Source organism: Pseudomonas sp. 57B-090624 (assembly GCF_003234055.1).
GTDB classification, from domain to species: Bacteria; Pseudomonadota; Gammaproteobacteria; order Pseudomonadales; family Pseudomonadaceae; genus Metapseudomonas; species Metapseudomonas tohonis.
Genome location: NZ_QKRU01000137.1, coordinates 1 through 6,660 on the forward strand (window position 1 = coordinate 1; position 6,660 = coordinate 6,660).

A 6,660-nucleotide genomic window follows, 5' to 3' on the forward strand; every position below is an offset into this window, starting at 1 on the left:
AAACCTGAGCAAGGACGCTCAGTGAAACGCCGGAAGGCAACTTGAAGTGGCTTGCAGCCACTTCGACAGCAGGCACATCCGACCGGCTGGCTGCCGCTAAAGCTACTTTTTCAACAGAATCGGCCGAAAGCAGACGCTGATCATAGGCAGCTACCGGCCAAGAGCTGACACTCTTAAATGTCGGCTGATTGAGCTTCTCGGCTGGAAAGCTTTGGTCCTGACAAAGCTTTTAACTGTCCTATGCTCAACAGTCCCGGCTGGCCTTCTTGTAGTGGCGTGCCTTCTATCCACACATGAGGCCCTATCATGGCCGCTCCCTCTCGCTTGCTCGTGCAAGGCACACCGGATGATGATTTTCTGGTGGCTCCGTTCCAACCCAGCCGCCTCGTTGGCGGCGCTGGTGACGACATTCTGATCGATAGTCCCGGGTCCGACTCGCTCTACCCGGGCGAGGGGGCCAACCGTCTTTACGGCGGCCTAGGTAACGATTACTACATGGGCCAGTACGCCGGCGGCACTCAGGAAATCCTCGATTTCGATCCCACACCGGGAAACATCGATACTTTTGACTTCGGTGAGTCTGCGGAAAATATCGCGGGCATCGAACGCCATGGAGATGATTTACATATACGAGGGTATGGCGGCGATGAAGATGTGGCTGTCTTTCATAACTTTTTTCTCGATCCGGCTTTTCGCATCGAGCGCTTTCGTTTTAATGGCAAAGTGCTGACCGATAAGGACATGCTACGCGCATTCCATTTCGATCCGGCATCTATGCCTCATGCCGACGAACCACCGAGCTATACAGAAGGGCGCATTCGTTTGAGCGGCGGCGAGAAGCCAGATCATTTGTCTGCGGGAGATCAGGCCACCTACATCTCGTCGCACTGGGGACACGATCTGCTGATCGGAAGCCGCTATAGCGATGTGCTCAACGCCGGCAATAGTGAGAGTCCGTCGTTTACCATCAGCCCGCACCGTAGCGACCGCCTGTATGGCGGACCGGGCGGCGACTACTACCTAGTCAACTCTGACTGGCGCCACGCCGAGATCAGCCTCACCGAAATCCAGGACTACGACACCACACCAGGCAATATCGACACCCTGCATATTCGAGGCGATGAAAGCCCCGTTTACACCCGGATCACTGGAGAGGCGCGTGGGGATCTGGTTTTGGAGCTGAATACCAACCAGCGCATTACCATCAAAAACTATTTCCTCAATAAGGCGTTTGTGATCGAGAAGATTCGCTTCGACGACGGCTCAGTGCTCAATGAGGCAGCGGTTCGTCAGCGCGTAGGGCTGCCACCAGCGAACTCGCCACAGGCGAGTCTGAGCACCCCGCAGCATTTCTATGTAGACGCTAAAGCGGCGCCCGCAATCGAAGGCTTATTGGACTTTGTACTGGCTACTGGAGCTGCACTGGCCCGCACCGGATTGCAATAAGCCCATACGCCCGACCGCGCTTATTGAGGCGATAGTGCTCAAAAAACATGCAGCCCGAACAAAGCTGGCGTCCTCTGATAGCCAGTGCTTCGGACTTCTGTAAAGTGGGGCAAAACAGCCACCGAGACAGTTCACTGTAGTTTTTGACGAAATGAGATCAGCCAGGCTCATGGAGTTAGGAGCGCACCGGCGGACGCTGGAAGCAGTCAGTAACGCATGGGAATCATTGAGCGATGAAAATTGCCTGTCTTGGATGGGGATCGCTGATATGGAAACCAGGGATCCTGCCGGTGAGGGGAGGCTGGCGACATGACGGGCCCGACCTTGCCATCGATTTCGTTCGCGTGGGCGACGGCGGCGAGCTCGACGCAGTGATCTCGCCTGGCGCCCCTCTGTCACGCGTCCTTTGGACCGTAGTTGAAACCCAATCCCTGGCCGCAGCCAGGGAGTTCTTAAGACTCAGGGAGAAGATTCCATCCTCACAGCCAAGGTGTGTCGGTAGTACCCCCAGCTATGGTCGGCGCTATCCATACGAACAAGAAATTGCGCGCTGGGCCCGCTCTATCGGTGTAGAGGGCGTTGTATGGACAGCGCTTCCTGCTCGTTTCAAGGAAATCAATGGAAGATGCCCCACAGTTGAGGAGGCGCTCATTCACCTTCGAAACTTGCCAGAGGATGTTCAGCGCCATGCCGAGCTTTACGTTCGGTCTGCCCCTCAGGTCGTAAGGACAAATATCCGGTCGGCACTTGAAGAAGAGTTTGGCTGGTACCCGAATGAGATCGCAGCGCGTGTGATGAGTATCAAACAGGGGGCTCCGCTACCTGGCTCCAGCCGCAGGGTGTATCGAAGCAGAACCGCTTCGTGAACGAGCTGCAGTAGCCTGACTACCATCATGCTTTCTTGGCAATTTTCACGGGCTTGGGTGATTCCGCCAAGACGGAGAGTAGCTGTTCCTTGGCGATGGGCTTGCTGAGCAGAAATCCCTGCACTTCGTTGCACTGATCACTCTTCAGTATTTCGTATTGATCCTCAGTTTCTACGCCTTCCGCCGTGACCGTCATACCCATCGCCCGCCCTAGGTGGATGATGGCTTGGACAATGGTGCGGTCATTGCCCCCCTTGGCTAGTGAGGCGATGAAGCGCTTGTCGATCTTGATGCTGTCGAAGGGATAGGTCCGTAAATAGCCCAGGGACGAATAGCCGGTACCGAAGTCATCCATGTTGAGCTTCACGCCAAGCTCCTTGAGTGCATGCATGGTTTTCAACGCGCCTTCGATATCGTTGAGCATCACGTTTTCGGTGATCTCCAGTTCAAGCCGGTTCGCCTGCAGGCCCGACAGCCTCAGCGCTTCGCGGACATCCTCAACGATATTGCTGCGAGTGAATTGAGCGGGAGAGACGTTCACGGACACCACCAAGTGAGAGGGCCACTGCATGGCTGTTTCACAAGCTTCGTTCAGCACCCAGCGGCCTAGCTTGACGATGATGTCCGACTCCTCGGCAATGCCGATGAATTCATCCGGCCCAATTAGTCCCCGCTCGGGATGGTGCCAGCGCACCAGGGCCTCGATGGAAGCGATCTCCGTGTTACGCATTTTGTAGCGTGGCTGGAAGTGCAGCACGAACTGGTTCTTGCTCAATGCCCGGCGCAGCAGCAGCTCGACTCGATGGTTCTCCTCCATCTTGCTATTGAGCTCTGGCGAGAAGTAGCGCCAGGTGTTTCGGCCATCGGCTTTGGCCTTATACAGAGCCACATCAGCCAAGCGCATAAGGTTGACCACGTCATGCCCATGCTCATTCGCCAATGCGATCCCGATGCTTGTTCCCACGTTGAGAACATGATCCTCGTAGAGCACTTCTCTCTGAATTTCAGTGATCAGACGGGTGCAGAACTGATCGATTGCCTGCTTGTTACCAGGCACTGTCAGGATTACCACGAACTCGTCTCCTCCAAGACGGGCGACCAAGTCGTTGTCGCGCACGCAAGCGCGAAGCCTTGAGGCAATTTCTACCAGGACCGCGTCGCTGGCTGGGTGGCCGAGGTTGTCGTTGATAGGCTTGAAGTGATCCAGATCGAGCAGAATCACCGCGAAGTCAGTATCGATGGAAGGGACAAGCTTCTCCGCTGTGTAGCTGGCGAGGCCGTTGCGATTGGGGAGTCCGGTCAGGGCATCGTGAAGGGAAAGGTGCTGGATCTTGGCATGGGCTGCGACCTCGTCAGTGATGTCGCTGGCCGTTCCGCGGAAGCCGCCGAAGCCTTCCCCGGTGATGATCGCGGTCGCGGAGAGGCGACACACGCGCTGCTGGCTGAGATGGTCCCGATAGACGCAGCGCAGGCTACGGGCCGAACAGTCGCTGTCTTTTAAGCAATCCAACCAATTGGAGAGATTGGTGGAATCGCCCAGCATCAGCTCTTCGAGAGGACGGCCGATCCAATCGCTAATGGCTAAACCAGTCAGATCGGTGAAGCGAGCCGATAGGTAGATCAGCCGGTGCTGAAAGTCGGTTTCCCAGATCCAATCGGACGAGGATTCGGCGACGGCTCTGAAGCGCTCTTCGCTGTACTGAAGATCCTCTTGGGATTGTTTGAGCGAATCGTAGTTCTTATCCAGCTCTCTGGAATGATTGATGGCCTGGCCGATGAAGAGCGCCATCAAGATGCCGATCAGCGCAACAGCTGCAAGCAGGGGTGGTAAAACGGCCCATAACAGCTCAAGGCCTGGTGTCGATGCTGTCCACGTCAAGGCGAAGGCGGTATCACCCAGCGGGATTTTATCCCTCTCGAACTCACCCTCGACAACTTGCAGGTCTTTCACGCCGAATGAACGCCCCAGCTTCATTAGCTTCGTTGGGGTCAGCGTGTCGATGAAGACAAGAACGGACGCGCTCTCGATGACAGCACTTGGATCTCGGTCACCAGGCGTTATGGCAGAGGCGGTTAGAAGAGCTGGCTTGCTCCGAAACAGAACATATTCGGCAGTGCTTTGCTGCTTTCGCGCGGCGTTCCGCGCGCGAGCAACGATCTCGTCCTTGGGGTAAGTGATAACACTCTCGAAGGGGGTGTCAGTCAGCTTGCCTTCCATCAACGAGTACTTCGTCTGGCCGTCTCCGAGGACAAACACGCCCTCGAAGCCATTGTTGAAGTAAAGAGAGGGGCCGACGTTGTTCGCATCGAACGCCCATTGAACATCGACCTCATCATTCAGATGTTCATAGGCGGATGTCCAAACTGCATAGGTCTGCAGCATGGCGGCCGTAGCGCTTTTGCGTTCAGCGAAGGCCTTCTCTGCGTAAAACCGACTTTCGTCCTGCTCGACCTGATCCAGGTTCCGGGCAATATGGAAGAGCAGGAGAATGGCGCCAAGCGTGGCTGCGCAAAAAAGGGCTATGAAGCTGAGGATGGTCCGGCTCATCAATCGGGTGCGCTTGGACCGATACGTTGTGGTCATGACCAAGTCCCTGGGCATTTGTCCTACAAACACCATAGACGAGGGCGACCCCGTGTTCCGTGCGTTTGGTCGTCTAGCCCAGCGCCGATGTGCCTCTCGCCCTGGCTGGATCTCTATAGCCCCTCGATTCGCGAAAATCTTGCTCAGTCTTTCAAGCTGTTCTGCTTGGCGAGTGCGGCCTCGACCCCCTGTGGAACCTTCATGTATGCATGCTTTCGCAGGCGTTGAAGCGAAAGGATGAAAAGCTTGAACGGCTTCGCTTCGCTGGCGTCAGTCACTTAGAGAGGCAATGGCACGTACCGGAGCCCGTGAAGCAGATGAGGACAAAACGATGAACGCTATCGAACTGCTCAAACAGGACCACGTCACTGTAAAAGTTCTCTTGGAACAGCTCAAAAACACCACAGAGCGGGGTGTGAAAACCCGCACCGAGCTGCTCCGCAGAATCGAAATCGAGCTGCTCATTCATACCACCATTGAGGAGCAGATCTTCTACCCCGCCTTCAAGGCTGCCGGCGAGAAAGACGAGAGCGTCATGTGGGCCGAGGCGAAGGAAGAGCACCGGACCGTGGATTCCCTGGTACTACCTGACCTTAAACAGACCCCGCCCTCTTCCCTCGAATTCGCCGGTCGGGCGAAAGTGCTCAAAGAGCTGGTGGAGCACCACATCGAGGAGGAGGAGAAGGAAATGTTTCCTAAAGCCTCCAAGCTGTTGGGTAAGCAGAAACTCGCAGAGCTTGGTGCCGAGATGGAGGCTCTTAAGAAGTCCATGAAGCAGGAACTGCAAAGCAACGCAGCCTGACTTGGAGGCTGGACGATGGGCATGCCGCAGTTGGCCCCTGAAGACCTCCGAGATCGTGACTACCCGGTTCACGAAAGCATGCGTGTCCAGCGTCGCTTGTGGGCCCTGGAACGAATCGGTAGCTGGCTGCTTCTGCTCGTCGTCCTGCTCACCTTGCTAGGCCTGTTCTCCAAGGGGGTGCTGAGTAGCGTTGAGGCCAGGGGAGCCCAAGGGCGGCTGCACGTAGATTACGAACGCTTCCTGCGAAATGGTGCAACCAGCACCCTCGTAATAGACATCAAAGGCAAGCCGGGCGAGGCGCTAAGCCTGGAGCTTGAGGGTGAAATGCTTGAGGGAAGCACCGTGGAAAGCATCCATCCGCAACCGGAAAGCGGTGCCACCCATCGCAATACGGGGCTCAGCCTACGACTGCAGCCAGATGCGCAGGGACACGTTCGCGTCCACCTAGGCGTTCGCGCCGACGGGGTGGGGCTTTATCGCTCGCGCATTCTAGGTGGCGGCGAGACGATCGACCTGAGCCAGTTCATTTACCCCTGAAGGATTCGCCATGGACTCCGTGCTAAGGGCTGCAGCGATCTATTTCACGTTGCTAGTGATCTTCAAGTTCTCGGGACGGCGCTCGTTGTCGGAGTTGACCATATTCGACTTCGTCCTGCTGCTGATCATTGGCGAGGCCACCCAGCAGGCGTTGCTGGGCGATGATTTCTCCATCACCAATGCCGTCCTGGTGATTGCCACTCTGATTGCTATTGATGTGGGCTTTTCATTGATCAAATGGCGTTGGCCAGTCTTCGACCTTTGGCTTGAGGGCTCGCCCACAATTGTGGTGGAAAACTGTAGTGGTCAAGTGAATCTGGACACTGTTTTAGGTCTATCCAGCCAGCTCTTCACGCCGTGCTGGTGTCTGGTAGTCGTTGTGGCTGTGTGGCCGTTGATGGTTGTAGTAGTCGGTCAAGTAACGC

5 protein-coding genes are annotated in these 6,660 nt (G+C 56.1%); 4 read left to right on the forward strand and 1 reads right to left on the reverse strand.

Going from position 1 to position 6,660, the window contains the following annotated elements:
- The first annotated feature begins 306 nt into the window (after nucleotides 1–306).
- Nucleotides 307–1,446 carry a calcium-binding protein gene (locus DMX10_RS31450; RefSeq protein WP_111264772.1) on the forward strand — a complete coding sequence of 380 codons (1,140 nt, stop codon included), beginning with the start codon at nucleotides 307–309 and terminating at the stop codon, nucleotides 1,444–1,446.
- Nucleotides 1,447–2,337: 891 nt separating this feature from the next.
- On the opposite strand, the gene DMX10_RS31455 is transcribed toward DMX10_RS31450, so the two are convergent.
- Complete coding sequence (locus tag DMX10_RS31455) at nucleotides 2,338–4,896, reverse strand: EAL domain-containing protein (RefSeq protein ID WP_256604891.1); 2,559 nt, start codon at nucleotides 4,894–4,896, stop codon at nucleotides 2,338–2,340.
- Between the two features lie 331 nt (nucleotides 4,897–5,227).
- Here DMX10_RS31455 and DMX10_RS31460 point away from each other — a divergent pair, with 331 nt between their 5' ends.
- The 3 genes from DMX10_RS31460 to DMX10_RS31470 form a co-directional block, all read left to right on the forward strand.
- On the forward strand, nucleotides 5,228–5,698 hold the full coding sequence (locus tag DMX10_RS31460; protein WP_111264773.1) for a hemerythrin domain-containing protein: 471 nt from the start codon (nucleotides 5,228–5,230) through the stop codon (nucleotides 5,696–5,698).
- A gap of 21 nt (nucleotides 5,699–5,719) precedes the next feature.
- Nucleotides 5,720–6,235, forward strand: a complete 516-nt coding sequence (locus DMX10_RS31465; RefSeq protein WP_146603108.1) for a hypothetical protein — start codon at nucleotides 5,720–5,722, stop codon at nucleotides 6,233–6,235.
- Between the two features lie 10 nt (nucleotides 6,236–6,245).
- A partial coding sequence (locus DMX10_RS31470) for a DUF421 domain-containing protein (protein WP_256604892.1) occupies nucleotides 6,246–6,660 on the forward strand: 415 nt, incomplete at its 3' end.

Excerpts from the sequence above, each read along its gene's own strand:
- DMX10_RS31450 (WP_111264772.1), top strand. The coding sequence starts at position 307 with ATGGCCGCTCCCTCTCGCTTGCTCGTGCAAGGCACACCGGATGATGAT.
- DMX10_RS31455 (WP_256604891.1), bottom strand. The coding sequence starts at position 4,896 with ATGACCACAACGTATCGGTCCAAGCGCACCCGATTGATGAGCCGGACC.
- DMX10_RS31460 (WP_111264773.1), top strand. The coding sequence starts at position 5,228 with ATGAACGCTATCGAACTGCTCAAACAGGACCACGTCACTGTAAAAGTT.
- DMX10_RS31465 (WP_146603108.1), top strand. The coding sequence starts at position 5,720 with ATGCCGCAGTTGGCCCCTGAAGACCTCCGAGATCGTGACTACCCGGTT.